Raw genomic sequence first — 25,860 nt, forward strand, 5'->3', positions numbered from 1 at the left:
CACTTGAGGGTTTAGATAACGTCCTGTTATCTAAAGATAAAAATGGCTCCGCCTGCTGGGCTCGAACCAGCGACCCAATGATTAACAGTCATTTGCTCTACCAACTGAGCTAAGGCGGAATGGACTTAACCAGAGGTCGCGTATATTAATGATCGGACCCGTAGTGGTCAACAGCAAAATGGGCTCGAACAGAGATTTTTTCTGTTCCGCCGCCAAGGCTGAAAAATAGGGCTAAGTAGATGATAATACGTGGCTATTTTTCAGCCAGCACGAGGTCCCGATCGCTGTGTCCCGCCCCTTCAAGGTCGAATCAAGCTACCAGCCCGCCGGCGACCAACCCGCGGCCATCCGCCAGCTGGTGGAGGGCGCCCAGGCGGGCCTGGCTTCGCAGATCCTGCTGGGGGTAACCGGCTCGGGCAAGACCTTTACCATGGCCCACGTGGTGGAGGCCTTGCAGCGGCCCACCCTGGTGATGGCCCACAACAAGACGCTGGCGGCCCAGTTGTACGGTGAGTTCCGCGAGTTCTTCCCGCACAATGCGGTGGAGTATTTCGTTTCCTATTATGACTACTACCAGCCCGAGGCCTACGTGCCGTCCTCGGATACCTACATCGAGAAAGATTCCTCGGTCAACGACCACATTGAGCAGATGCGCCTGTCCGCCACCAAGGCGCTGATGGAGCGCCCCGACTGCCTGGTCGTGGCGACCGTGTCGGCCATCTATGGCCTGGGTGACCCGAAATCCTATTTCCGCATGGTCCTGCACCTGTCGCGGGGGGAGTTTATCGACCAGCGGCAGATCCTGCGCCAGCTGGCGGAGCTGCAGTACACCCGCAACGATGTGAATTTCACCCGCGGTACCTACCGGGTGCGCGGCGACGTGATCGATATTTTCCCCGCAGATTCCGAGCGCGACGCCATCCGGGTGGAGCTGTTCGACGAGGAGATCGACAACCTGATGATCTTCGACCCGCTGACCGGCGCGGTGGAACGCAAGGTGCCCCGGGTGACCATCTTCCCCAAGACCCACTACGTCACCAGCCGCGACGTCATGCTGGATGCCGTCGAGCAGATCGAGCTGGAACTGGACCACCGCCTCAAGCAGCTCAACGAGGCGGGCAAACTGGTGGAGGCCCAGCGCCTGCAGCAGCGCACCCGCTACGACATCGAGATGATCCGGGAACTGGGTTACTGCCAGGGCGTGGAAAACTACTCGCGCTACCTGTCCGGGCGCGCGGCCGGGGAGCCGCCGCCGACCCTGTTCGAGTACCTGCCCAGCGACTCGCTGGTGATCGTCGACGAATCCCATGTCACCATTCCCCAGATCGGCGCCATGTTCAAGGGCGACCGCTCGCGCAAGGAGACCCTGGTGGAGTACGGCTTCCGCCTGCCCTCGGCGCTGGACAACCGGCCGCTGCGTTTCGAGGAGTGGGAGCGGCTCTGTCCCCAGGCGATTTACGTCTCGGCGACGCCCGGTCCCTACGAAACCGAACACGCCGGCAGGACGGTGGAGCAGGTGGTGCGGCCCACGGGGCTGGTCGACCCGGGCATCGAGGTGCGCCCGGCCAGCAACCAGGTGGACGACCTGCTGGGCCAGATCAACGACACCGTCGCCCGCGGCGAGCGCGTACTGGTCACCACGCTGACCAAGCGGATGGCCGAGGACCTCACCGAATACCTCGGTGACCACAATGTCCGCGTGCGCTACCTGCACTCGGATATCGACACGGTGGAGCGGGTCGAGATCATCCGCGACCTGCGCCTCGGCAAGTTCGACGTGCTGGTCGGCATCAACCTGCTGCGCGAAGGCCTGGATATGCCCGAGGTCTCGCTGGTGGCCATTCTCGACGCAGACAAGGAGGGCTTCCTGCGTTCCGAGCGCTCCCTGATCCAGACCATCGGCCGGGCCGCCCGCAATCTCAATGGCCGGGCGATACTCTACGCGGACGTGATGACCGGTTCGATGGAACGCGCTATCGCCGAGACCGAACGGCGCCGGGAAAGGCAACTCGCGCACAATGCCGAACACGGCATCATCCCGCGCGGGGTCGAGAAGTCGGTACAGGACATCATGGAAGGGGCGCGCCGCTCACCGGCAAAGGGCAAGGGTCGCAAGGCCGCCGAACCGCGGGTCAGCTACGCTGCGGAGGTGGAAAACCTCACGCCGGAGGCACTGGCCCGCAAGCTCAAGCAGATGGAAGCGCAGATGCTGGAGCACGCGAAAAATCTCGAGTTCGAACAGGCGGCCTCACTGCGCGACCAGTTGGCGGAACTGAAGCAGCAGGCATTTGTCAGGTAACCTGCTGGAGCAGGCAGGTGACTGCACTATAGTCAGGTAGCGTGAAAATCCGCTTTCAAACCCAGGAGCAAGCAATCATGAATACTCTGAAAGCAGTCCCCGTCATTTTCGGCCTGTTGCTGGCCGCGGCTCCCGCGCTGGCGGACAAGCCACGACTCATTGACTGCAATGCGGAGAAAGCCGCGCGCAATGCCGCGATGCAAGCCACCGTCGGCGTACATGGCCCCTGCGATCCGGATAAGCTTGCCCAGCAGAAAAAGGAAGACGCCAGGGGCAAGATGGACGACGCCAGGGAGAATGTCCTTGACCAGCAGGATGACCTGCGCGACAAGCTCGATGATCGCGATCACAAGAAGAAAGACGATTAAACCGGGCGTTTGCGCGGCAGCAGCAGGCGCAGGGTAACGCCGCCCTGGTCGGGCCGGTTGAATGCGTACACCTGGCCACCCATGTGCTCCACGATCAGCTTCACGATATACAGCCCGAGTCCCAGGTGAACGTCATTGCCCCGGGACTCCCTGATCGAAACCATCGCTTCGAACAGCCTGCCCTGCATACCCTCGGGAAGCAGGGGACCCTGGTTTTCCACTTCCAGCGCATAACTTTCCCCCAGTTCCTTCAGGGACAGCCGGATACTGCTTCCCTCGGGGCTGAAGGAGGCAGCGTTATCGACCAGCTTGTCCAGGGCCTGGACCAGCAGGTCCGAGGATCCCTGGATCAACGCGCGTTCCGGGGCACAGTGCAGGACAAAGTTCCGCTGCGGCCAGGCGCTGCTGTAGGCGGGAAGAATCTCCCGCAACAGGGCTGAAAGATCCACCGGCTGCAGCATTTCGCCGCGCACACTTTCCTCCACCCGGCTGGCCTCGGTCATTGCGGTCAGGATCCGGTTGAGGCGGGAAAGGCCGCTGCGGGCCCGCTCGAGGTAAGGCGCGGCGCTTTCCCCTGGGGTATTTTCCAGGTTGTCCAGGGAGGACTGGATAACCGCGATCGGCGTGCGCAATTCGTGGGATAGTTTGCGCGACAATGTGCGCAGGTACTCGTTATAGGTATACAGCTCGCCCAGCAGGTGCGCATAGTTGCGCGAGAGGTCGCCGATTTCGTCGGGCACCCTGCTGCGGGGAAATGCGTCCAGATTGATCTGGCCGCGCTGTACCACGCGGTTGGCCGCCCGGCTCAAGCGGCCGATTCGCCAGGACAGCAGGCTGGCATAGCCGAGCAGCCCCAGCATGGCCAGGCCGATGGCAAGCAGGCTGTATCCCAAAAGGCTGCCGAAGGCCTGGTCGGTCAGCGAGAGATACTCTTCACTGTCCTGGCTGATGCGCACACTCGCGCGCACCTGTCCCAGTGAGTCGCGAACGGGCGCGGCGGTGGCAAGCACCATCCTGCCTGTGCTGTCGCGGTACCAGGTGCTGGCGACAAGGCCCTGTATCGCCTGTTCCACCTCCGCCGCAGCCAGCGTTCCATCGGCGGCCACCGGGGGCGGGTCCGGGTATTCACCGGTAGTCAGCAGGTGGCGATAGAGCCAGCGCAGCAGCCAGAAGGGGCGGCCGGTACTGGCGGGTGTCCCAGAGGCAGGCGCGCTGATCCGGGCGACTTCCCGCGCACTGCCCTCGAGGACCTGGAGAACCTGGCCGGGTTCGGCGAAGGCGCGCAGGGCGTCGCGCAGGGGCGTGGGGGAATACAGCAGCCAGGGCGGGGCGCGGGTGGCGAGGAGATCCATATTGCCGGCGGTAGTCGGATTCGCCTGCCCCGGACCGACATTGATCGCCAGGATACCCAGGCGGCCCCCGGTGATAGCCAGCGGCAGGGTCAATTCCAGGGTGTAGCCATCGGCGGTGTCCTGCCAGTAGCCCTGGATGCTCTCCGCTGCAATGCCCGGGTGGCGACGGCCGGCAAACTGCCCGCGCACCTTGCCCGGTGCAGCGGTGGAGATGACATACTCCTGGCGCCTGGCGTCCAGCCAGGTGCTCAGTAGCACGCGATCGCCATTGGGTTCCCTGGAGATACCGGGGTTGTCGTAGACCGGCTGCTTATCCATTACCTGCAGCAACAGGTACAGCTGGTTGCCCCGCGTGGCGGCGCGATAGCGTAATACCAGCGGCAGCGTCGGGCTGTCGTTGACGAACTCGCCGCTCCAGCCCGAGGGCCAGCCCTCTGCGTAACCGTCGAGCTGGATCGGCGCCTCCGCCGGCGGGGCGTAGAGCGAGCGTGCCCCGGCCGGTGGTTCGCTCATGCGCCCGGCCTGCGGGTAGATGAGTTGCAGGCGGTCGCTGAAGCTCGCGGCAATCGCGCGCGCGGCGGCCTCCAGCGAACGAACCTGGCCCTGTCGCAGGGCGAACTCGGTTTCCCGGATGAACTGGCTACCGGCCCAGGGAATCGCCAGCAACAGCAGGCTGACCAGCAGCAGTTGGCGGCGCAGGCTCATGCGTGCTGGTCGTTCCAGCGATAGCCCATGCCGTAAGCGGTGGCGATGGCGTCAAACGCCGGGTCCACCGCCTGGAACTTGCGGCGAATGCGCTTGATATGGGAGGTGATGCTGCTGTCATCGAGAACGACATTGGCGGCGTCCATCAATTGCTGCCGGTTGCGCACGTGACCCGGCCGCCGCGCCAGTGCGTGAACCATCCAGAATTCGGTCACAGTGAGAGGTACCGGCTGGGAGCGCCAGTGCGTACTCATACGTTCGATATTCAGTGACAGCTGCCCGCGCTGGAATTGCTGCTCGCCGGTTTCCGGTGCGCGCAGCGCCTGTACCCGGCGCAGCAACGCCACGATACGCGCCAGCATGTGAGCCTGGCTGATGTTCTTGGTCAGGTAGTCATCGGCGCCCAGGCGCAGGCCGGAAATAATGTCCAGTTCGGCGTCCCGCGCGGTCAGGAAGACGATGGGCAATTCCGCCGAGAGCCCGCGCAGTTCGCGGCACAGTTCAAAACCGCCCTCGAAGTCCTCGCCCAGGCCGACGTCGATGATGGCGAGATCGGGCAGTTGCTGCTGGAAGGCGCTGCTGGCGGCGCGCCGGCTGGGGTAAAGGGAAACCTTGAAGCCGTGACGCAGCAGGGCATCGCGGTAATTGTCAGCGAGGTCCTTTTCGTCTTCCACGATTGCAATATGTCGGGGCATGTCGCCTGCGCCATTGGGGGCAAACGCACATGGTTCCAGATACGCGCCTGTGGCTCAAGCGCACGCCATATTTCGCCACAATTGATCACCGCTTTGCCGCATTCCAGCCCCGCCCGTGCCGCAATGGCGCGCTGTAATGAGTCCGCTACCAGCAAAGGAGGCTCATTATGGAATGTTCGATCATGGCGCGGGCAAAGTCAGGCGCTGTATCACCGGTGCGCGCCAGCGGCCTTGTACGCTACTGCCTGGTCGTTGCGATTGCCTGTGTGTCCATCGCACAGGTGTCTGCCACGACGGTCGCGGGTGACACATCACTACCGGAATCCGCGGGAAGTTTTCGCGACTACAGCCGGCCAGTGGAGGAGGGCGCAGGCGCCATCCTGTGGCACGACAGTGCCAGCGGCGCTTTTACCCCCGCGTTAACCCAGGAAACCCGGGTGCGCATGCAGATCACCGGGATGGTGGCGATTGTCGAAATGGAACAGCGCTTCGAGAACCAGACAGGGCTGTGGCAGGAGGGTATCTACACTTTCCCCCTGCCCACCGACGCCGCCGTGCGGCGGCTGGAAATGCAGGTGGGTGACCGCCTGGTGCTCGGCCGCATCCGCGAACGCCAGGCAGCGGCAGCGGCGTACCAGGCGGCGAAGTCCGAGGGGAAAAAGGCGGCGCTGGTGGAACAGCAGCGGCCCAACCTGTTCACCAACCGGATCGCCAATATCGGCCCGGGAGAATCCGTCACGGTGCGCCTTGAATACGTGCAACTGGCCAGTTTCGACGGCGGCGAGTTTTCCCTGCGGGTCCCCACGACCCTGACGCCACGCTACATACCGGGCACGCCCATCGACAGCCATCCGGAAGGCGGGACCCTGCTCCTCGATAACGCCAGCGGCTGGGCGATACCCACTGACCAGGTCCCCGATGCAGCTGCAATTACCCCCTACCACTACCCCCGGGAGGGCTCTGACCGGGATCCCCTGAACCCGGTGCGTTTCGATATCCTGCTGGATGCGGGGATGCCATTGGCCAGCGTGGAAGCGCTCTATCACCGGGTCCGCCTGTCCCGTGATGGCGAGCGTTATCAGTTGGAACTGGCCGATGGGGTCAGCGAGATGGATCGGGACTTTGCGCTCCACTGGCGCCCCGTGAGCGGCACCAGCCCGCGCGCGGCACTGTTCACCGAACGGGTAGGGGAGGATTATTACGGCCTGCTGATGATAGTGCCGCCAGCCCTGGCAAAAGCCGCCAGCGTGCTGCCCCGGGACCTGGTGTTCGTGATCGATACCTCCGGCTCCATGGGCGGCGAGTCGATTCGGCAGGCAAAGTCGGGGCTGCGCAAGGGCTTGGCGCAACTGCGCCCGGAGGACCGCTTCAACATCATCGCCTTCGACTCCAATATCCGCGCGCTCTACCGCAGCCCGCAAGCAGCAAGCCCCCACCGGCTGGCCCAGGCGGGCGAATTCGTGCGCCACCTCGATGCTTCCGGCGGTACCGAGATGCTGCCCGCACTGGCACTCGCGCTGGCGCCAGAAGGTGACGGCGAACCCTCGCCAGCCGCGCCACCGCGTATCCGCCAGGTCATATTCATCACCGATGGCGCGGTCGGCAATGAGCAGGCACTGTTCGACGCAATCCAGCGGCAACTGGGCGACAGCCGCCTGTTTACCGTGGGTATCGGCACGGCGCCCAATCACTGGTTCATGCAGCGGGCCGCCGCCGCGGGCCGGGGGTTCAGCGTCCAGGTCAGCCAGGCGGATGAAGTGGACACGCAGATCGATGAACTGTTCCAGCGTATCAACAGCCCTCTGGCCGCGGGTTTAAAGGTCCACTGGCCCACAACCAGTGACGCCTGGCCGGCGCGGGTGCCGGACCTCTATCGCGGCGAGCCCCTGGTGCAGGCGGTACATTTTGGCCGCCAACTGCCAACCGGCAGCGTGACCGTCTCGGGCACCCTGGCGGGAGAGGGGTGGCGCCAACAGATACCCTTCCCGGCCCAGGCGGAGAGCGGGGCTGGGATCGGCAGTGTCTGGGCCCGTCGCAAGATCGCCGTGCTGCTGGCCCTGCGCAGCGCCGGGGAAGACGAGGAGAAAGTGCGCCAGCAGGTACTCGAGGTTGCCCTGACTCACCAGTTGCTCAGCCCTTACACCAGTTTTGTCGCGATCGAGGAACAGGTTTCCCGGCCCGCGTCGGCGCTGCTGCGCAAGGGTGCGCTCCCCAACACCCGTCCAGCCGGCCAGGCTCCACAGCCCTATGCCTATCCCCGGACGGCGACCTCTGCGCGGGCCAACGTCCTGCTCGGCAGCATGTGCCTGTTCATTGCGCTGCTGGTGTATGTCCTGCGCCGGCCGGAGGCTGACCGTCATGCCCCGGCACACTAGGAAGGCCCGCATGCGCTGGTACTGGCTGCTTCCCCTGCTCGCCGCCGGGTTGCAGCAACTGGGTACGGCGGGCCTGATTCATGCCAAGGCACTGCTGGCGCCCCTGCTGGTGGCGTCCGCCTGGGACATGCAACTCGCCGATGGCGTGGCTCACAAACCCTGGCCCTGGGCCGATACCTGGCCGGTGGCGCATCTGCGTGTGCCGGAGCTGTCGGTAGAGCAGTTCGTGCTTGCGGGTACCCGCGGCAACGCCCTGGCCTTCGGCCCCGGACTGGATGCCGCCGGCGCCATACCCGGAACGCCGGGCATCGCTGTCATCGGTGGTCACCGCGATACCCACTTCAGTTTCCTGCGGGAAATCACCCCGGGCATGCGCGTGGCGTTGCAACTGCAAGACGGAAACTGGCGGGTGTTCGCGGTGAGCGGGGCGGAGGTCATCGACACCCGCAAGCCGGCAGCGTTGCCATATGCGCCGGACACGGCGCAGCTGCAACTGGTCACCTGCTACCCGTTTGACTCACTGGACCCCGGCGGACCGCTGCGCTACGTGGTCAACGCCACCCTGGAGCAGACCCTCCCGGTTTTTAACCTGTAATCCGGGGGCGGGTTTCTCCAACTCTTTACATCATCCCGGCTGCGCCGGAATAACGGTCTGTGTTACCATGCCGGCCGTTTTTATTCCGGGCCGCCGTTTTGCGGTTGTCGCCCGCAAGCTTACTCACGTGGCCTTTAGTAGGGGTCACCACTGGCAAAAGGAAAGCTCATGCCTGTTATTACCCTGCCTGACGGCAACCAGCGTCAATTCGATAACCCGGTTTCTGTTCACGAAGTCGCCGCCGATATCGGTCCGGGGCTCGCCAGGGCCGCCCTCGCTGGCGTGGTCAACGGTCGCGAAGTCGATACCTCCTACGTGATCGAGGGCGACGTCCAGTTGGCGATCATCACCGAACGCGACGAGGCCGGCCTCGAGATCATTCGCCACTCCACGGCCCACCTGCTGGCCCAGGCCACCCAGCAGCTGTTTCCCGGCGTGCAGGTGACCATTGGTCCCGTCATCGAGGACGGCTTCTACTACGATTTTGCCACCGGCCACAATTTCACCCCGGAAGACCTCGAGAAGATCGAGCAGCGCATGGAGGAAATCGCCCGGGAAGACCAGCCGGTGGAGCGGGTGGTCTGCAGCCGGGAACAGGCCATCGAAATGTTCCGCCAGATGGGCGAGCGCTACAAGGTACAGATCATCCAGGAGTTGCCCGAGGGCGAGGAGATCTCGATCTACCGGCAGGGCGCCTGGATGGACCTGTGCCGCGGCCCCCACGTGCCCAGCACTGGCAAGCTCAAGGCCTTCAAGCTGACCAAGGTGGCCGGGGCCTACTGGCGCGGCGACGCCAAGAACGAGATGCTGCAGCGGGTCTACGGCACCGCCTGGGCCAACCCGAAGGATCTCAAGGCCTACCTGCACCGTATCGAGGAAGCTGAGAAGCGCGACCACCGCAAGATCGGCAAGAAGCTCAACCTCTTCCACACCCAGGAAGAGGCGCCGGGCATGGTGTTCTGGCACCCGCCGGGCTGGAGCATCTACCAGACCATCGAACAGTACATGCGCCAGAAGCAGCGCGAGCATGGCTACCAGGAAATCAAGACCCCGCAGCTGGTGGACCTGTCGCTGTGGCAGAAATCCGGCCACGCGGACAAGTTTGGCGACGACATGTTCATGCTGCAGTCCGAGGAGCGCCACTTCGCGGTCAAGCCCATGAACTGTCCCTGCCACGTGCAGGTGTTCAACCAGGGCCTGAAGTCCTACCGCGACCTGCCGCTGCGCCTGGCGGAGTTCGGCTCCTGCCACCGCAACGAACCCTCCGGCTCGCTGCACGGCATCATGCGGGTGCGAGGCTTCACCCAGGACGACGCCCATATTTTCTGTACCGAGGACCAGATCCAGTCGGAAGTGTCGTCCTTTATTGATTTCCTGCACAGCGTGTACGCGGATTTTGGTTTCAGCGATGTGATCTACCGCCTGTCCACCCGCCCGGAACAGCGGGTCGGCTCCGATGCCGACTGGGACCGCGCCGAAAAAGCCCTGGCTGACGCCCTCGACGCCCAGGGCCTGCCCTGGCAGGAACTGCCGGGTGAGGGCGCCTTCTATGGGCCGAAGATCGAATTTTCACTGAAGGACTGCATTGGCCGGGTCTGGCAGCTGGGCACAATACAGGTGGATTTCTCCATGCCGGGGCGCCTCGACGCCCAGTACGTGGCCGAAGACGGCTCCCGCCAGGTGCCGGTGATGCTGCACCGGGCCATCCTCGGTTCCTTCGAGCGCTTCATCGGTATTCTCATCGAACACTACGAGGGGGTCTTCCCCACCTGGCTGGCGCCGACCCAGGCCGTAGTGCTGAATATCACCGACAAGCAGGCCGAATACGCCAAAACTGTGGAAGATTCCTTAAAAAACAAAGGTTTCAGGGTGATTTCGGACTTGAGAAACGAGAAGATCGGCTTTAAAATCCGCGAGCACACTCTTCAGAAGGTCCCGTACCTCATTGTGGTAGGGGATAAAGAGGTGGAATCACAGACGCTGGCCGTTCGCGCACGTCGTGGTGAAGACCTGGGATCGATGGATCTCGACGCGTTCACGCAGGTCATCACCGGGGACGTATTGCGCCGCGGTCGTATTGCAATTGATTAGTGGAGAACTCAGCATCAGCATCAAGAAAGACACTAAAGGCGCCAGCAAAAAGGCGCTGACCAACGACCAGATCACGTCGGACCCGGTTCGCCTGATCGGAGCCGATGGCGAGCAGGTTGGTATCGTTTCTTTAAGCGAGGCCAAGGCAGCGGCTGAAGCCGCAGGGTTGGACCTCGTTCTGATAGCTGATTCAGACCCGGCAGTCTGCAAGATCATGGACTACGGGAAACATATCTTTGAGGCGAAGAAACAGAAAGCTGCGCAGAAGAAAAAGGCGAAGCGGACGCAAATCAAAGAAATGAAGTTTCGTCCAGGGACGGAAGAAGGGGATTACCAGGTCAAGCTACGCAACCTGGTACGTTTCCTAGAGCAAGGCGATAAAGCCAAAGTCACCCTGCGTTTTCGCGGGCGTGAAATGGCCCACCAGGAAATCGGTATGGAATTACTCAAACGAGTAGAAACCGACCTGGCCGAATTGGGTTCTGTCGAGCAATTCCCGAAAATGGAAGGCCGACAGCTCACAATGGTGATCGCACCGAAGAAGAAGCAATAACGGCACTGTGACGCCTTATTCGCTTCATTGTTTTTACTGCTAAATGCGGAGTATTTGAAAATGCCAAAAGCAAAAGTTCACAGCGGCGCTGCCAAACGGTTCAAGAAAACCGCCGGCGGCTACAAGCGTAAAAGCGCGTACAAAAGCCACATCCTGACCAAGATGACCACCAAGCGGAAGCGTCAGCTGCGTGGAACCTCCATGATTCACAAGAGTGATGAGGTTCTGATCGATCGCATGCTGCGCGCCAAGTAACCGGTTAAATAGGAAAGGAGAAGACTTATGCCTCGCGTAAAACGTGGTGTGGTGGCACATCGCCGTCACAAGAAAATCCTGAAACAGGCCAAAGGTTACTACGGTGCCCGCAGCCGCGTGTTTCGAGTTGCCAAGCAGGCCGTTACCAAGGCCGGGCAGTATGCATACCGTGACCGTCGTCAGCGCAAGCGTCAGTTCCGCGCGCTGTGGATCACCCGTATCAACGCCCAGTCCCGCGCTAACGGCCTGAGCTACAGCAAGCTGATCGACGGCCTGAAAAAGGCTGACATCGGTCTGGATCGTCGCGTCCTGGCGGACCTGGCGGTACACGACAAGCCTGCTTTTGCAGCGGTTGTGGAGCAAGCGAAGGCCGCTCTGGCCTAAGCCCACCCCCACCGCGATTCGTCGCGGTTCGCTGGCTACACTGAAGTACAAGAAGGGAAAGGGCTTCGCTCTTTCCCTTCTTTTTTGCTCGTGAAAATGGTGCCCAAACATCGTCACGCAGCATTTTTGGGATAGAGTCGGGGGCTTTGTCGCCCGCCCAGACCATTCCCCATGAGGATTCGGGACACGCCGTGAACCCGTCCGTGGGGGCTCGGCAGCGGCCATCCATGGCCGCTGACGGTCCCGAATCCTCATGGGGAATGCTCTGTGCTCCTGAGCAACGAGTGCATATGCCTGTGCGTACGCTCCGATACCGGTTTCGGAGCACAAAAGGTAGCGCTGGTGAGGCGCAGGGGCCATACGGGACCGTGGCGCGCATGGATGCGCGCCCCGAGCCTACACGGATGTATTCACGGCGAGTCCCGTATGGCCCCTGCGCCTCAGCAGTGCGGGAATACGCGACACAACAAATCGAACACAACACGACATCGAGACACACCGCATGGAAAACCTCGAAGCACTGGCCACCGAGGCCAGGACCAAAATCGAAGCCGCCGAGGACGGCGCCACGCTGGAACAGCTGCGCGTCGACTACCTCGGCAAGAAGGGCCAGCTGACCGCGCTGCTCAAGGGGCTCGGCCAGTTGTCGGCCGAGGAACGCCCCAAGGCCGGCGCGCTGATCAACGTGGTCAAGCAGGAATTGCAGGACCTCATCGGCACTCGCAAGAGCGACCTCGAAACCAGCGCCGTGGCGGCCAAACTCGCGGCGGAGACCATCGACGTCACGCTGCCCGGACGCGGCCAGTCCACCGGCGGCCTGCACCCGATCACCCGCACCATGGAGCGGATGGAGGCTTTCTTCAGCGCCATCGGCTTTGATGTGGTGGAAGGCCCGGAGATCGAGGATGACTACCACAACTTCGAGGCGCTCAACATTCCCGCACACCACCCGGCGCGGGCGATGCACGACACATTTTACGTGGACGAGCACACGGTGCTGCGCACGCATACTTCACCGGTACAGGTGCGGGTGATGGAAACTACCGAGCCGCCGCTCAAGGTGATCTGCCCGGGGCGCGTCTACCGCTGCGATTCCGACCTGACCCACACGCCGATGTTCCACCAGGTGGAGGGGCTGTTGATCGACGAGCACTCTTCGTTCGCGGACCTCAAGGGCCTGATCGAGCAGTTCCTGCAGGTGTTTTTCGAGAAAGACCTCGCGGTACGATTCCGTCCGTCCTACTTCCCCTTCACCGAGCCCTCGGCGGAAGTGGACATCCAGTGCGTGAACTGCGGCGGCAGCGGCTGCCGCGTGTGCAGCCAGACCGGCTGGATCGAGATTCTCGGCTGCGGCATGGTTCACCCCAGCGTATTCGAGAAATCCAACATCGACCCGGAAAAATACAGCGGTTTTGCCTTCGGCATGGGCGTGGAGCGCCTGGCCATGCTGCGCTACGGCGTGAACGACCTGCGCCTGTTCTTCGACAACGACCTGCGCTTCCTCGAGCAGTTCTGACCAGGGTGAGAGACGAAACATGATTATCAGTGAACAGTGGTTGCGGGAATGGGTCAGTCCGGAACTGTCGACGGAAGAACTGGCCCACCAGATCACCATGGCCGGCCTCGAGGTCGACGCGATCGACCCGGTCGCCGGGGACTTCAGCGGCGTGATTGTCGGGGAAATCCTGCGTGCGGAGCCGCACCCGGACGCCGACAAGCTGCGGGTTTGCGCGGTCAGCACCGGTGCGGAAACGCTGCAGATCGTCTGCGGCGCGCCCAACGCCCGCCCGGGCCTGAAAGCACCGTTGGCGATGGTTGGCGGCGTACTGCCCGGCGATTTCAAGATCAAGAAGGCGAAATTGCGCGGCGTTGAATCCGTCGGCATGCTCTGCGCCGAAAAGGAACTGGACCTGTCCGACGCGGACGAGGGCCTGATGGAGCTGGCCGCAGACGCGCCCCTGGGTGTCGACCTGCGCGACTACCTCGGCCTGGACGACAGGATTATCGAAATTGGCCTGACCCCCAATCGCGCCGACTGCCTCGGCCTGCGGGGTATCGCCCGCGAGGTCGGCCTGCTCAACAGGTTGCCGGTCGAGGGGCCGCAGATCGCACCGGTGGCGCCCGCCATCGACGACGTTTTCCCGGTCACGCTGGAAGCGCCGGAGCGCTGTCCGCGTTTTGTCGGCCGGGTAATCCGCAATATCGATATTCGCCGCCCGAGCCCCCTGTGGCTGCAGGAAAAACTGCGCCGGGTGGGCCTGCGCTCCATCGATCCGGTGGTGGACGTCACCAACTACGTGATGATGGAACTGGGCCAGCCCATGCACGCCTACGACCTCGCCAAATTGAGCGGCGGCATTCGCGTGCGCACCGCCACGGCCGGCGAGGAACTGGTCCTGCTCGACGGCCAGTCCATCGAGATGGACGCGGAAACCCTGGTGATCGCCGACCACGAGCGCGCCCTCGGCATGGCCGGGATCATGGGCGGGGAGGGCAGTGGCGTGGGTGAGATGACCCGCGACGTGTTCCTCGAAGTGGCCTTTTTTACGCCTGACCTGCTCGCCGGCAAGGCTCGCTCCTACGGCCTGCATACCGATGCCTCGCACCGCTTCGAGCGCGGGGTCGACTTTGAACTGCAGGCACAGGCGATGGAGCGCGCGACCGCGCTGCTGCTGGACATCGTCGGCGGCGAAGCCGGTCCGCTCGAATCCACCGTCGCCGCCGAACACCTGCCGGTCCGCGCGGACATCACTCTGCGTGAAGAGCGTATCCCGCGCATGCTCGGCTTTGGCATGGCGGGAGACGAAGTCGAACGTATCCTCTCCGGGCTCGGTCTCGGCGTCCACAAAATCGATGGCGGCTGGCGCTGCAGCGTGCCCAGCTGGCGCTTCGACATGAGCATCGAGGCGGATCTGCTGGAGGAGTTGGCCCGCGTCTACGGCTACAACAACCTGCCGGTAACCGCGATCAAGTCGGCGCTGCATATTCCCGCCTACCAGGAAAGCCAGGTCGGCATGCCGCGGTTGCGGGCGCACCTCGCCGCGCGCGGCTACCGCGAGGCGATCACCTACAGTTTTGTCGAACCGCGGGTACAGCAGCTGATCGACCCCGGCATCGAGCCGGTGTCCCTGAGCAACCCGATCTCCGCGGACATGTCGGTGATGCGCACCAGCCTGTTGCCCGGCCTCCTGTCGGCCCTGCTGCGCAATACCAGCCGCCAGCAGGGCCGCGTGCGGATGTTCGAATCCGGCCTGCGTTTCCTGCCGGGCAAGGATGGCCTCGAACAGGAACCCGCGCTCGCCATGCTGGTTTACGGCCCGCGCCATGCGGAGAGCTGGACCCAGAAAGCCGAAGCGGTTGATTTCTTTGACCTGAAGGGCGACCTGGAGAGCCTCTTCGAACTTGCGCGCGTAAGCGGGGAAATCCAGTTCAGCGCCGCCCAGCGGGATGCACTGCATCCGGGGCAGACAGCCAGCGTACTGCGCAATGGAGAAGTCGTAGGCTATATCGGCGCGCTGCATCCCCAGGTGGGCAAGGCGCTGGATATCAATGGCACTGTCTACGTCTGCGAAATCCTGCTGTCGGCGGTCCTCACAGCGGGGATACCGGCCTTCAGCGAGGTTTCCAAATACCCGGAAGTGCGCCGCGACCTCGCCATCGTGGTGGACAAGGAAGTAGCGGCCGGAAATATCGTCGCAAATGTTCGTGCCTCAGCGGGAACTTACCTCAGGGACTTAACCCTCTTTGATGTGTATGAGGGCAAAGGCATTGATCCTAAAAGAAAAAGTCTAGCTATTGGTTTGACATTCTGCGATCTATCGCGCACTCTTAGTGAGGAAGATGTCAATCTGGCCGTGAATCAAGTAATTGATTCATTGGAAAAAAACTACAATGCCGAGCTCAGGAGCTAGGTGAGGGGACATGACCGCGCTGACCAAGTCCGAAATGGCTGAGCGCCTGTTCGAGGAACTGGGGCTCAACAAGCGTGAAGCCAAGGAAATCGTCGAACTCTTTTTCGAAGAGATTCGTTCGTGCCTTGAAAACAACGAGCAGGTCAAATTGTCCGGTTTCGGCAATTTCGACCTGCGGGACAAGAGTCAGCGCCCCGGGCGCAACCCCAAAACCGGCGAGGAAATCCCCATCTCTGCGCGCAGGGTGGTGACATTCCGTCCAGGGCAAAAGCTGAAAGCCCGAGTGGAAGAATATGCTGGAACCGAGCAACAACCATGAATTGCCCGCGATCCCGGGCAAGCGGTATTTCACCATAGGGGAAGTGAGTGAACTCTGTGCGGTCAAACCGCACGTGCTGCGTTACTGGGAGCAGGAGTTTCCCCAGCTGAAGCCGGTCAAGCGGCGGGGCAACCGCCGCTACTACCAGCGCGAGGATGTCCTCACCATCCGCCAGATCCGCAGCCTGCTCTACGACCAGGGCTACACCATCGGCGGCGCCCGCCAGCGCATGACCGACGATGTCGAGAGCAGCGACGACACACACATCCAGGCCGTGATCCGGGAAACCATCGAAGAGCTGGAAGAACTGCTGAAAACCCTGTCTCCATCGAAATAGAGTTTGTAAGCAGGGCGGTTTTGAGTATAATGCCGCCCTCGCAAACGATGCGATTTTCGGGGCGTAGCGCAGTCTGGTAGCGCACCACACTGGGGGTGTGGTGGTCGTAGGTTCAAATCCTGCCGTCCCGACCAAATTTCAAAAATTCCTGCTCAGTCGAAAGCCGATCACACTACAGTGATCGGCTTTTTCATTTCAGGCATACTCTCATCCGGAAACGTCCGGTTCGCTCTCCCAGTCCACGTCGCAAACCAATATCGCGATGAACTACCGCAGGCTATTTCCCCGCCCGCTGCCAGGACTCGTCGAGACGCAAGCCGATAACCGAAAAACGAATAAAATAGCCTGGAGTCGATGTCCATGTCGCAACATCCCGAGAGTGCGCCCGACTGGTTTGTTCGCGCCATCCACACGCCTCGGGAAAGCTGTATCGTCCAGGTCGACGGTTGCGCGATACACTACCTGCGTTGGGGTGACCGGAAGCGTCCGGGACTGGTGTTTGTTCCGCCCAGCGGAGGTCATGCACACTGGTTCGCACACGTAGCCCCCCTGTTGGCCGACCAGTTCCACGTTATCGCACTCGATCCCGCCGGCAGTGGCGATTCCGGTCGGCGTGATTCCTACGGGCAGGACTCGATTAGCGCAGAGATACTCTCAGTCTGTGCTGATTCCGGTATGTTTTCAGCAAAGTGCCCGCCCACTGTGGTGGGGCATAGCGCCGGTGCCCAGTGGGTCGTGCGGACGGCGCAGGCTCATGGAAAACAATTCCTGGGTGTGATCGCCATCGACGGGCTGCGCTACGACGAACTGGAAAAGGACCATGCCGTCAAAATCCTGAAGGGGCGGACCTTCGAGCCGCGCCCGGCAAAAGTCTATCCGAGCCGGGAAGAGGCGCTAGCGAAATTCCGCCTTGCACCCGCTCCCCTGCAGGAGGTCAGCAATACGTTTGTCGTCGATTACATCGCCGAACATTCATTTCGCGAAACCGACGGTGGCTGGACGACGAAGTACGACCCGGCCCAGGGCGCGACCATCGACCTCGCCCTGGAGTTGAAAGATGCCCTGGGGAAGCTCGCCTGTCACGGCGCCGCCCTTTATTCCGAGTTTACCCACCTCGCTGAAGCCGATGTCGCCGACCGGATGGGCGAACTGAACGGGCCCGCAGTACCGGTCTTTATCATTCCCGGCACCAGTCATTACCCGCAGATCGACCAGCCCTTCGCGTTTGTCGCCGCGCTCAAGGGCGTCGTGCTGACCTGGATAGCGAGTCGCGGTTAGGGGGCAAGACTTAGAACCCGGTGTTTGCCAGCACCTGTCTAATTCAAAGCGTTTTCGCTACGAGAGTGGGCCTGCAATAAAAAGCCGCGGTCCTGACAAACCGCGGCTGTGGACCAAATGGCGTGCTGGTACCGCCTGGCACAGTCAGGGTGATCAGTTCAACTCGTTGACCCGGTCAGTCGGTGGCGGCGCGACCGGGCTGAACTCACCCAGGAAGGAGGTGAGCGCGTCGAGGTCCAGGCCCCAACTGATCCGGTTGGATGCCTCGGGGAAGGTGAAGAACTGGTCACCGCCGTCGGCGAGGAAACTGTTGACGGCTACAAGGTAGTCCGCCCCCATATCCAGGGGTATGCCGTTGAGCGCCACGTTGGTAATTGCGACATCGACGCAGTTGCCGTTTTCAATCACTTTGAACAGGTCGTAGCTGAATCCGCTGGAAACCCCGAGGTGCAGGAAAGGGCGGTCCTGTCCCGCGGGCTGGCACTGTTCCTCCAGCACGCTGACGATCTGGGCTCCGTTCATGGTCAGGACTTCCAGGCCATTGTTGAAGGGCTGGAAGGAGAAAGCCTCCCCGAAAGTCACATTGCCGTCACCTTCGCTGTCGGACTGGGCATAGACCAGGTCGGAGCGCACACCACCCGGATTCATGAAAGCAATCTGGCTGCCGAAATCGCGGGTGGCCCAGAGCTGGGCGTCGGCCACCAGGTTGCCTGCGGCGGATTCTGTCGCGCGGTCGGGACCCCGGTTGATGTCTTCGGTAACGCTGCCGACGATCTCGTTGGCGAAGGAATCGTAGAGCGGTTGCCATTTTTCGATCACGGCGCTCACGCCGGCGTCGGCTAACAGTTCATCCCGCACCACGGCGTGGTTGAAGGCGCTGCTTCTCTCCCGGTCGACATCCCCGGTCTTGCGGTCGAGCACCAGGGTAACCTCGGTCACCACGCGGCCGTACTGGTAGGCGGAGGTGACGATACGGTCGTTCCCGGCGGCATCCGGCAGGCGGCAGTTGTAGGGCTGGTGGGTGTGCCCGGTGATCATCAGGTCGATCTCGGGGTCCAGGGCCGCATTGATCGCAGCGACCGGGCCGACGAAATCTTCGCAGGCGTTGTAATTGCCGGGGGAGGGCTGCTGGTTGCCGCCTTCATGCAGCAGTACCACGATGGCCTCGACACCCTGTGCCTTGAGCAGCGGGACCAGATTGTTGGCAGTCTCGGCTTCGTCGACGAAGTCCCAACCCTGGATGCCGGCTGCGGCGACGATATCCGCTGTACCCTCGAGCGTCATGCCGATAAAGCCGACCTTGACGCCCTGGAACTTCTCGATCCAGTAAGCGGGGAGGGGTGTGCTGGCGCCATCGACATCGCTGACCACGTTGGCGCTCAACCACCTGAAGTCTGCCCCGGAAAAAGGGGTGTCCGGGAAGTAGCAGCCATCCAGCGGGTGGCAACCGCCGTTCTGCATGCGCAGCAGTTCATCGACACCCTCGTCGAACTCATGGTTGCCCACCCCGGAGAGGTCCAGCCCCATGGCGTTCAGGGATTCGACTGCGGGTTCGTCGTGGAACAGGCCGGAAAAGGCGGGGGAACCACCGATGAGGTCACCGGCGGCCACGGTGACACTGAATTTCTTGCCCGCGCGCAATTCGGCAAGCTTGGCCGCGAGATACTCGCCGCCGCCTTCGGTGACGCCGAAGCCGACAGCATCTGTCTTGATGTGGCCGTGGTAATCGTTGAAGCCGAGTATCTGGACTTCCAGCAACCGACCTTTCCCCGAGTGGGCAACACCCTTCAAATAACCGTCGCCGCCGGCCTGCGAGGGCGCGGCCAGGAGCGCCAGCGACAGTGAGGCGACTGCCGGCAGAGATAATGCGGAAATATTCAGTTTCATTGTATAAACCTTCGCTTTCTCAATCCTGTGGATGGATTGGCAGGCTGTGGAACATAACCTGCCGCGCTTTTTCCTTGGTTAAGGTAAGCGGAACAAGATCACGAAGTTATGAAGCAATTGTGACGTTTGCTTTGCGCCTGGGGCAGGCGCGCTGATGTCGGGAGGGGCAGGTATTCGAAGCGCTCCGCGGCGCATGCGTGTTGCGCCGGTTCAGCCTGTCAACAGGTCCTCGAGAAACCAGGCGGAAAAGGCGTGCCGTCCCTCGAGGCCAGACTTGGTGTAGATAGTGGAGGCCTGCTGCCGGACGGTTTTTTCGCGGGTGTCGCGGACCAGGGCAATCTCCCTGAAACTCAGGCCCTTGAGTAACAGCATTGCGACTTCCCTTTCACTCTGGGTCAGGCCCCAGTCGGTGAACTGCTGGAGAATTGCCTCACTGTAATTACTGCGGGCACGACGCATTTCATCGGTGATGGTCTGCAACTGTTTATCAGTAGCCGAGAGGTTGCGGGCCAGGATGAGCACCTCGCGCTTGCGGCGCCGCATTTCCCAGAGCATGTAGACGAAACACATCCCCGAGGCGAGAACGATCATGCCTTCCTCGACGATATGCCACAGCGGGACACCGAGGCCGAGGTCCGTCACCACATCCATCGAGTTGAGCAACATGATCAGGCCGAGTACCACGATAATCAGGATATCTTTCATTTTCCCTTTATAAACAGCCAGTTACCACACATGGGACAAGTGTACCACAGGGTACTGACGAACACTTGCCCGATGTGTAACAGGTCGCATCGGATTACCGTGGCCACTGTTTCCGCCCTCGGGCCCCCACTGGACTGGATCGGACATGCCCCTGTCTACACGATTACTCTGCGCCCTGTTTACAGCCCTCCTGGCACCTGTGACGCACGCCGCCGGCGCTTCCTCAGCGCGTGACCTGGCGCTCAACGAGGTAGTGGACGTGATGCTGTCACGGCCCACGGCCGCCCGGGCGGAGGCGCCGTTCTCCGCCTCGGGCTGGCTCGCCGGGCTGCCGTCCCTGGATGCCAGCTACCTGCAAAGCGAGGAGCGCCTCGGCACCGACGAAACCGAGATCGGCCTGAACCTGCCGATCAAGTCTCCTTTCCTCTACTGGCAGGACAAGCGGCTGCGGGAGCTCGATAGCGCATTGCACAGTGCGGCAGTGGAGCGCCGCCGGCTGTATTTTTCCGGCCTGCTGCGCGAAGCGGTGTGGACCGCCAGGATCGCCGGGGACCACGCGCAGCAAGCAGGGAAAATGATTGCCCTGCTGGAACAGTTGCAGCGCCGCGAACAGGATCTCTTCGAAGCCCGCGGAAGCTCCCGCTATGCCCTGTTGCTGATCGAGCAGGAACTGGCCGACGCGCGTATCGTCCAGGAAGACCAACAGGCCGAGGCGCAGCGCTGGCTGGCCCGCTACCGCTCGCTCACCGGACTCGGCAGCCTGCCCGTCGATATCGACGAGCCCGCGGCGCCCGCCGGCGAAGCCTGGCAGACCCACCCGGCCCTGCAACTGCTGGAGCTGGAGCGGGAACAGCGCCAGGCGCTGGTCGCGGCCGGCAGTTCGAGGGGCACGCCCTGGAACCTGCGGATCGGCGCCAAGCGGGTGGAGAGCCCTGAATTCGACGAGACCCAGTACGGCGTCGCCGTCGAGCTACCCCTTGGATTTACCGGTACCGACAGGCAGTCCAGCAGCAGCGAGTGGCAGTCGCTCGAGCGCGAGTTCACGCGCAACCGTGACGAGCTGAGCCAGGAACTGGCGCGGAGCTGGCAAAACCTGCAGATCCAGGCGCAGCACCTGCAGCGGCGCCAGCAGCTGCTCGACGCGGCAGCATCCATCAGCGGCCAGCTGTACAGCGAAGCGGAGGCTCTGTCGCAACTGAACGAGCTCGGTAGCGAGATCCGCATCAAGCGCCTGATCGGCGAACTGGAACGCCAGGCCGAAGCATCCACCAACCAGCTGCTCATCGGCCAGAACCGCGCCATGAGCCGCCAGGCAGCAGGAATCCCCCTATGAGATCACGACTACGGATACTGGCGCTGGCCGGTATCTTCGCCATACCGGTATCCGCTGGCACCCTCGATACGACGCAACTGGGCGACCTGCAGCTGGAATACGCCCGGGTCACGGCGCGCGCCGGTTACGCCGGTGCGCCACTGGCGGCCCGGGTGGGATTCCGCCCCGGGGACGCCATCAGCCTGGTATCGGAATACCGTATCCAGCAGGTCCGCTACCAGGTCAATCCCGGCGATCGCGTCGAGGCCGGACAGACCATTGCGGAACTCGCCGGCCCCGAAATCCATCACTTCATCACCGCCTATGCGGTCACCGGTGAACGCTACGAGACAGCGCGCAAGCGCTTTGAAAGCAACCGCGAGTTGTACCGTCGCAAGGCCATCGACGAGAACCGCTGGGTCGAGATCGCCGATGCCTATTACAGCCTGCAACTGGAATACGAACACATGAGCCACTTCCGCGAGCTGCTGCGCGAGGATTCCGCAGACCCGGATCGCATCCTCTTCACCGCGCCCGCGGCGGGGCGGGTGATCTATGATCGCAGCGCGCCGGGTATCGACGAAGGCGGCGAGCTCGCCCAGGTGGTGCCCGACGACGCCCTGCGCCTGCAGGTCGCCATTGCCATCAGCCAGGTTCCGGCCCCGGCGAGCCTGCAAGCAGGGGAGTGTGAGCTGGCCCTGGAGGCTATCGGCGGCGTCGCCGAGGGCTTTTACCGTCGCGCCTGGAGCGCGCCGCTCACCGCGGACTGTAACTGGCTACCGGGAGAAGAGGTCATGGTGACCCCGTACTACCAGCGCACCAGCTACGCCATACCGCGCGAAGCGCTGCTTCACCTGGAAGGCCAGCCAGCGGTATTCCTGCGAACGGGCAACAGCCTGGACGTGGTCCCGGTGGAAGTGCTCGGTTACAGCGGCGGGGATTACATCGTGGCCTGCGATGCGCCACTGGCCGAACGCGAGGTGCTCGCCAGTTCCGTCAGTGCCGTACAGGGCATTCTGCTCGGGCTGGGAGGTGAATAGTGTTTGACGCCGTCCTGCGTTTCGCCCTGACCCAGCGGCTCTTCATCCTGATGCTGGCGGCGCTGGTCGTCGCCCTCGGCGCACGCGCCTGGCTGCAGATTCCCATCGATGCGTTCCCGGATATCTCACCGACCCAGGTGAAGATCATCCTCAGGGCGCCGGGGATGACCCCGGAGGAAATCGAGAAACAGGTCACCCACCCGGTCGAGACCGAGCTGCTCGGCATTCCCCACCAGCAGATGCTGCGTTCGACCACCAAGTACGCGATTACCGCCATCACCCTGGACTTTGTCGACGGCACCGATATCTACTGGGCGCGACAGCAGGTCAATGAGCGCCTGGCCAACCTCTGGGACAACCTGCCGGCGGACATCAGCGGCGGTATCGCGCCAATGAGTACGCCCCTTTCCGAGATGTTCATGTTCACCCTGGAAAACCCCTCGCTGAGCCTGATGCAGCGCCGCGAGCTGCTCGACTGGGAGGTGCGGCCGGCGCTGCGCGGGGTGGCCGGCGTCGCCGACGTCACCGTCCTCGGGGGGTATGCCCGCACCTACCAGATCACGCCCAACCTGGCGCAAATGGCAGCGCTGGGGCTGACGCCAGCCGCGCTCCGGGAACGCCTCGATACCAACAACCTCAACGCGGGCGCCGGACGCATTGTCGAGGGCAACGACACCCTGATCGTGCGCACCGAGGGGCGCATGGAGTCGACGGAGGATATCGCCTCCCTGGTCGTCCTCTCCCGCGATGGCATCAACTACCGGCTGTCGGATGTCGCGGACGTGGGTATAGGCCACCTCAATCGCTATGGCGCGGTCACCCGCAATGGCGAGGAAGCCGCCGAGGCCCTGGTGATCGCCCTGAAGGACAGCAATACCGCGGATGTCGTCGCCGGAGTCAAGGCCAGGCTCGCCCAGCTGGAGCCCACCCTGCCACCGGGTACCCGGCTGAACGTGTTCTACGACCGTTCCAACCTGATCGACACTGCGGTGGGAACCATCACCGAGGCGCTGGTACTGGCGGTGATCCTGGTGATCGGCGTGCTCTCGCTGTTCCTCGGCGACCTCAGGGCCTCGCTGGTAGTGTCCCTTTCCCTGCCGCTGGCAGCCCTCGCCACCTTCCTGTGGATGTCGGGCTTCGGGCTTTCCGCCAACCTGATGAGCCTGGGCGGCCTGGTGATCGCAATCGGCATGCTGGTCGATGGCGCCGTGGTGGTGGTCGAGAACATCACCACCCAGCTCGCCCACCGGCCGGGACTGCCGCGCCTGCACCTGATCTACCGGGCGAGCAAGGATGTGGCGGCGCCGGTAGTCTCCGGGACGGTCATCGTCCTGATCGTCTTTTCGCCGCTGCTGACCATGACCGGGCTGGAGGGCAAGCTGTTTACACCGGTGGCGCTGACCATTGTTTTCGCCATGCTTTCCTCGCTGCTGCTTTCCCTGACGGTTATCCCGGTGCTCGCCTCGCTGCTGCTGAAAGCGGGCAGCGACAGTACGCCACCCTACATTCGCAAGCTGCAGGCGTTGTACCGCGACAGCCTGCACGCGGTGCTGCGGCGGCCGCGCACACTGCTGACAGTCCTGCCTCTGCTCCTGCTGCTGGCAGTGGTCCTGTTGGGCTTTGTCGGCAAGGCCTTCATGCCGACCCTGGATGAGGGCGATGTGATCGTGCAACTGGAGAAGTCCCCGAGCATATCCCTGGAGGCCTCTGTCGCACTCGATCACCAGGTCGAAACGGCGCTGCTCGCGGCGATACCCGAGATTCGCCAGATCGTCGCCCGCACCGGGTCCGACGAGTTGGGCCTCGATCCCATGGGCCTCAACGAAACCGACGTGTTCATGGAGCTGAAACCGCGCGACGAGTGGACGGTCGACAGCAAGGAGGAGTTGATCTCACGCATGCGCGAGGTCCTGCAGCAATTTCCCGGCATCAACATCGGCTTTACCCAGCCGATCCAGATGCGCGTCTCCGAGATGCTCACCGGTTCCCGGGGCGACCTTACCATCAAGGTGTTTGGCGACGATATCGCGGTGCTGGCCGAACTGGTCGGCCAGGTCCAGGACCAGGTCCAGCAGATGGATGGCGCGGTGGACGTGCAGGCAGCGGTGATCGAGGGCGGGCGCTTCCTCAATGTGCGCCTCAACCAGCAAATCGCCGCCAGTTACGGCATGACCGTCGCCGCGATGGCGGACCATCTGCGCTCGCAGCTGGAAGGGCTGGTCACCGCGGAAATCATCGAGGGCAAAAAGCGCTTCCCCCTGGTCATCGCCAGCCGCGGCTCCCCGGCAGACCCCGCCGCCAGCATCGCCAGCCTGAAACAGCAGCAGGTCATACTGCCCGACGGCAGCCTTGCGCCGCTGGTGGCGATCGCGGATATCAGTTTCCGCGAGGGCCCATTGCTGATCAGCCGGGAGCGGGGCAATCGCTTCGGCGTAGTCACCAGCAATGTCAGCGGCCGCGACATTGTCGGCTTCGTCGGGGAACTGCAGGGCCGGATCGAGGGCGCCATCGCCTTGCCGACCGGCTACTCGGTGGATTTCGGCGGGGAGTTCGAGAACCAGGCCCGCGCCACCCGCAACCTGTTGCTGGTTGTGCCGGCGGCGCTGCTGTTGATCCTGGTGATCCTGTTCACCACCTTTCGCTCGCTGCCGCTGGCCATGCTGATACTCGCCAACGTGCCTTTCGCCCTGGTCGGCGGTATCGGCGCGCTGTTCCTCAGCGGGGAGTACCTGTCCGTGCCAGCGTCGGTGGGATTTATCGCGCTGCTCGGGGTGGCGGTGCTCAACGGCGTGGTCATGGTAAGCCATTTCGAGCAGTCGGCCTCGGTGATCCCCGAACACGAGGAGCGGGTGAGCAGAGGGGCGGTCAAGCGCCTGCGGCCGATCCTGATGACCGCCATGACCGCCATGTTCGGCCTGCTGCCGCTGATCTTTGCCAGCGGCCCCGGCGCGGAAATCCAGCGGCCGCTGGCCATCGTGGTGACCGGCGGGCTGCTCAGTTCGACCTTTACCACCCTGTACGCGCTGCCACTGGCCTACCTGTGGCTGCAAAGGAGAACGGCATGAGCGACCAGTTGCTGGTGGCAATTTTCCCCGAGAATATCCGCGACGACCTGATCGATACGCTGATCCAGGCCCGGGACATCTCCGGCTTCAGCCTGCAGGCGATCGACGGGTACAGCCGCGAACACAGCCAGTACGACCTGCGTGAGCAGGTCGCCGGCTACCGGCGCATGTGCCGGGTGGAGGTCCTCCACCCGCCGGAACTCGAGGCGACCCTGCTGGCTACCCTGGAAGGACTCTGCACGGCCAGCCCGATCCGCTATTGGGTATACCCACTCAGTCGCAGCGGCCACCTGCATGCCGGCCCAGGCTAGAAACAAAAAACCCGGCAAAAGCC

General features: G+C 62.9%; 21 protein-coding genes and 2 tRNA genes. 18 read left to right on the plus strand and 5 right to left on the minus strand.

Annotation, left to right across the window (positions count from 1 at the left end):
- Positions 1-43 precede the first annotated feature (43 nt).
- Positions 44-119 (minus strand) — tRNA-Asn (locus ACNKU3_RS05375).
- A 167-nt stretch (positions 120-286) separates the two neighbouring features.
- On the opposite strand from ACNKU3_RS05375, the gene uvrB reads away from it, so the two are divergent.
- Together uvrB and ACNKU3_RS05385 are read left to right on the plus strand one after the other, a co-directional pair.
- Positions 287-2,299, plus strand: a complete 2,013-nt coding sequence (gene uvrB / locus ACNKU3_RS05380; RefSeq protein WP_418258391.1) for an excinuclease ABC subunit UvrB — start codon at positions 287-289, stop codon at positions 2,297-2,299.
- A gap of 77 nt (positions 2,300-2,376) precedes the next feature.
- Positions 2,377-2,667 carry a hypothetical protein gene (locus tag ACNKU3_RS05385; protein WP_418258392.1) on the plus strand — a complete coding sequence of 97 codons (291 nt, stop codon included), beginning with the start codon at positions 2,377-2,379 and terminating at the stop codon, positions 2,665-2,667.
- Here the strand turns inward: ACNKU3_RS05385 and ACNKU3_RS05390 are convergent.
- A complete protein-coding gene (locus tag ACNKU3_RS05390) occupies positions 2,664-4,724 on the minus strand; it encodes an ATP-binding protein (RefSeq protein WP_418258393.1) in 2,061 nt (686 codons plus the stop codon). The genes ACNKU3_RS05385 and ACNKU3_RS05390 overlap by 4 nt on opposite strands.
- On the minus strand, positions 4,721-5,419 hold the full coding sequence (gene pdsR, locus ACNKU3_RS05395) for a proteobacterial dedicated sortase system response regulator (protein ID WP_418258394.1): 699 nt from the start codon (positions 5,417-5,419) through the stop codon (positions 4,721-4,723). Before pdsR ends, ACNKU3_RS05390 begins: the two co-directional genes overlap by 4 nt.
- A gap of 167 nt (positions 5,420-5,586) precedes the next feature.
- On the opposite strand from pdsR, the gene ACNKU3_RS05400 reads away from it, so the two are divergent.
- The 12 genes from ACNKU3_RS05400 to ACNKU3_RS05455 all read left to right on the plus strand — a co-directional run bounded on the left by ACNKU3_RS05400 (position 5,587) and on the right by ACNKU3_RS05455 (position 17,517).
- Entirely contained in the window at positions 5,587-7,794 is a 2,208-nt protein-coding gene (locus ACNKU3_RS05400; RefSeq protein WP_418258395.1) for a marine proteobacterial sortase target protein, read from the plus strand.
- 10 nt (positions 7,795-7,804) lie between these two features.
- Positions 7,805-8,389: a class GN sortase gene (locus ACNKU3_RS05405; protein ID WP_418258396.1), complete on the plus strand. Its 585-nt coding sequence runs from the start codon at positions 7,805-7,807 to the stop codon at positions 8,387-8,389.
- Between the two features lie 168 nt (positions 8,390-8,557).
- Complete coding sequence (gene thrS, locus ACNKU3_RS05410; RefSeq protein ID WP_418258397.1) at positions 8,558-10,480, plus strand: threonine--tRNA ligase; 1,923 nt, start codon at positions 8,558-8,560, stop codon at positions 10,478-10,480.
- 55 nt (positions 10,481-10,535) lie between these two features.
- Positions 10,536-11,033: a translation initiation factor IF-3 gene (infC, locus tag ACNKU3_RS05415; RefSeq protein WP_418259024.1), complete on the plus strand. Its 498-nt coding sequence runs from the start codon at positions 10,536-10,538 to the stop codon at positions 11,031-11,033.
- Positions 11,034-11,093: 60 nt separating this feature from the next.
- Positions 11,094-11,288 carry a 50S ribosomal protein L35 gene (rpmI, locus tag ACNKU3_RS05420; protein WP_135443785.1) on the plus strand — a complete coding sequence of 65 codons (195 nt, stop codon included), beginning with the start codon at positions 11,094-11,096 and terminating at the stop codon, positions 11,286-11,288.
- A 27-nt stretch (positions 11,289-11,315) separates the two neighbouring features.
- Positions 11,316-11,672 carry a 50S ribosomal protein L20 gene (rplT, locus tag ACNKU3_RS05425; RefSeq protein ID WP_418258398.1) on the plus strand — a complete coding sequence of 119 codons (357 nt, stop codon included), beginning with the start codon at positions 11,316-11,318 and terminating at the stop codon, positions 11,670-11,672.
- A 502-nt stretch (positions 11,673-12,174) separates the two neighbouring features.
- The gene (gene pheS, locus ACNKU3_RS05430; RefSeq protein ID WP_418258399.1) at positions 12,175-13,188 is read left to right on the plus strand and encodes a phenylalanine--tRNA ligase subunit alpha; all 1,014 of its coding nucleotides are present in this window, start codon (positions 12,175-12,177) and stop codon (positions 13,186-13,188) included.
- A 19-nt stretch (positions 13,189-13,207) separates the two neighbouring features.
- Positions 13,208-15,583 carry a phenylalanine--tRNA ligase subunit beta gene (gene pheT, locus ACNKU3_RS05435; RefSeq protein WP_418258400.1) on the plus strand — a complete coding sequence of 792 codons (2,376 nt, stop codon included), beginning with the start codon at positions 13,208-13,210 and terminating at the stop codon, positions 15,581-15,583.
- A 10-nt stretch (positions 15,584-15,593) separates the two neighbouring features.
- Complete coding sequence (gene ihfA / locus ACNKU3_RS05440) at positions 15,594-15,902, plus strand: integration host factor subunit alpha (protein ID WP_418258401.1); 309 nt, start codon at positions 15,594-15,596, stop codon at positions 15,900-15,902.
- On the plus strand, positions 15,877-16,239 hold the full coding sequence (locus tag ACNKU3_RS05445) for a MerR family transcriptional regulator (protein WP_418258402.1): 363 nt from the start codon (positions 15,877-15,879) through the stop codon (positions 16,237-16,239). Before ihfA ends, ACNKU3_RS05445 begins: the two co-directional genes overlap by 26 nt.
- A gap of 57 nt (positions 16,240-16,296) precedes the next feature.
- A tRNA-Pro gene (locus ACNKU3_RS05450) sits at positions 16,297-16,373 on the plus strand.
- A 226-nt stretch (positions 16,374-16,599) separates the two neighbouring features.
- Positions 16,600-17,517, plus strand: a complete 918-nt coding sequence (locus ACNKU3_RS05455) for an alpha/beta fold hydrolase (RefSeq protein WP_418258403.1) — start codon at positions 16,600-16,602, stop codon at positions 17,515-17,517.
- A gap of 153 nt (positions 17,518-17,670) precedes the next feature.
- Here ACNKU3_RS05455 and ACNKU3_RS05460 read toward each other — a convergent pair whose 3' ends face one another.
- Positions 17,671-19,404 carry a bifunctional metallophosphatase/5'-nucleotidase gene (locus ACNKU3_RS05460; protein WP_418258404.1) on the minus strand — a complete coding sequence of 578 codons (1,734 nt, stop codon included), beginning with the start codon at positions 19,402-19,404 and terminating at the stop codon, positions 17,671-17,673.
- Positions 19,405-19,614: 210 nt separating this feature from the next.
- Positions 19,615-20,109: a helix-turn-helix transcriptional regulator gene (locus ACNKU3_RS05465; protein WP_418258405.1), complete on the minus strand. Its 495-nt coding sequence runs from the start codon at positions 20,107-20,109 to the stop codon at positions 19,615-19,617.
- Between the two features lie 145 nt (positions 20,110-20,254).
- On the opposite strand from ACNKU3_RS05465, the gene ACNKU3_RS05470 reads away from it, so the two are divergent.
- From ACNKU3_RS05470 to ACNKU3_RS05485, 4 genes are read left to right on the plus strand one after another with little or no spacing between them, the layout of a single operon-like run.
- Complete coding sequence (locus ACNKU3_RS05470) at positions 20,255-21,442, plus strand: TolC family protein (RefSeq protein ID WP_418258406.1); 1,188 nt, start codon at positions 20,255-20,257, stop codon at positions 21,440-21,442.
- Positions 21,439-22,461, plus strand: a complete 1,023-nt coding sequence (locus tag ACNKU3_RS05475; RefSeq protein ID WP_418258407.1) for a hypothetical protein — start codon at positions 21,439-21,441, stop codon at positions 22,459-22,461. The genes ACNKU3_RS05470 and ACNKU3_RS05475 overlap by 4 nt, the downstream gene beginning before the upstream one ends.
- Positions 22,461-25,526: an efflux RND transporter permease subunit gene (locus ACNKU3_RS05480; RefSeq protein ID WP_418258408.1), complete on the plus strand. Its 3,066-nt coding sequence runs from the start codon at positions 22,461-22,463 to the stop codon at positions 25,524-25,526. The genes ACNKU3_RS05475 and ACNKU3_RS05480 overlap by 1 nt, the downstream gene beginning before the upstream one ends.
- Positions 25,523-25,837 (plus strand): DUF3240 family protein, encoded by a 315-nt coding sequence (locus ACNKU3_RS05485; RefSeq protein ID WP_418258409.1) that lies wholly within the window; start codon positions 25,523-25,525, stop codon positions 25,835-25,837. The genes ACNKU3_RS05480 and ACNKU3_RS05485 overlap by 4 nt, the downstream gene beginning before the upstream one ends.
- The last annotated feature ends 23 nt before the right edge of the window (positions 25,838-25,860 follow it).

Source organism: Haliea sp. E17 (assembly GCF_048323675.1).
In the GTDB taxonomy this organism is placed as follows: domain Bacteria; phylum Pseudomonadota; class Gammaproteobacteria; order Pseudomonadales; family Halieaceae; genus Mangrovimicrobium.